The following is a 1,323-nucleotide window of genomic DNA, read 5'->3' as shown; positions in this document are numbered from 1 at the left end:
TATCTAATAAATTTAATTAAAATTCATGGCTTATCAGTACTTGATAAATCTTATACGCATTACTCAAAAGAGTATAAAGAACATGCCATAAAAAGAGTGCTTTTAGGAAATGAATCGATTAATGCAGTAGCACTTGATCTAGGTTTGCCTGGTAATGGTATGTTAAGCAATTGGATTCGCTCTTACAAAGAAAATGGATATAATGTCGTTATCAAGAAGAAAGGACGACGAATCCATGAGCAAGAAAGAGTTAAACGAATTAGAACGGCTCAAGCAAGAAAACGCCAAGTTGCGTCGCCAGAATTTAAAGCTTACTGTCGAAAACGCATATATAAAAAAATTGGATGCCTTGGTTCAAAAAAGAAAGAGCCAACCAAAACAGAAATAGCACAAGCTGTTACCGAATTGAGGCATGAACTGGGGCTCGCAGTAAAGAAGATCATTGAAATTATTAACGCTAATGAAGATCTGCCGCACATCTCACGCAGTAACTACTATGACGTTTATACTCGTGAGGATAAGGATCAAGTTCATCATAGTGATGTGATGATGCGCATTCGGGAGATCTATGATGAGATTAAGAATCGTTATGTTGCCCCAGGTTATCGTCGTATTACACATATTTTGCATCGTGAAGGCTATCAGATTAATCGTAAAACTGTTAATCGTTTAATGCGCAAAATGGATTTGTACGGTTATGTGATGAAGCGTAGACATCCATATAGCAGCTATCAAGGAGATATTAAAGGCAGAATCAAACCAGACTTAATTAAACGCAAATTCTTTGCTTTAAGACCGAATATGAAATGGTATACCGATATTACCGAATTCAATCTAAGGGGTAAGAAACTCTATTTATCACCTATTATTGATGGCTGCGGACGTGATATCGTTGCTTATAATATTTCTCGTCATCCTAATCTGAAACAAGTGATGTCAATGTTGGATGATGCTTTTAAAACTAATCAGGCACTAAATGGTTTAATCTTTCATACAGATCGAGGCTGGCAATACCAACACAAGGCTTATCAACATGAACTAGCTATTCGCGGTATTGAACAAAGCATGTCTAGAAAAGGCTGTTCTCCAGATGATGGCTTAATGGAGGGCTTCTTTGGCATTCTCAAACGTGAAATGTTCTATGGTCAGGAGAAGAAATATGCTTCACTTGACGAATTAGAGCAAGCTATCAGAAAATATATAGACTATTACAATACGGAAAGAACTAAGGATAAACTAAAAGAACTTACTCCGATAGAATATCGGAATAAGTCCTTAGTCGCATAATATCAATAAAGTGTCCGAAAAATGCGGGTCACTACA

At 36.6% G+C, this 1,323-nt stretch carries 1 protein-coding gene; it reads left to right on the top strand.

What is annotated here, in order from left to right; genetic code table 11:
* Nucleotides 1-6 precede the first annotated feature (6 nt).
* Nucleotides 7-1,287 (top strand): IS3 family transposase, encoded by a 1,281-nt coding sequence (locus tag WS44_RS09320; RefSeq protein WP_288145743.1) that lies wholly within the window; start codon nt 7-9, stop codon nt 1,285-1,287.
* Nucleotides 1,288-1,323: the final 36 nt, after the last annotated feature.

Source organism: Lactobacillus sp. N54.MGS-719, assembly GCF_000980505.1.
Classification (GTDB): domain Bacteria; phylum Bacillota; class Bacilli; order Lactobacillales; family Lactobacillaceae; genus Lactobacillus; species Lactobacillus amylovorus.
The sequence above is the reverse complement of the archived record's forward strand: the minus strand, read 5'-3'. Positions and strand labels throughout refer to the sequence as shown.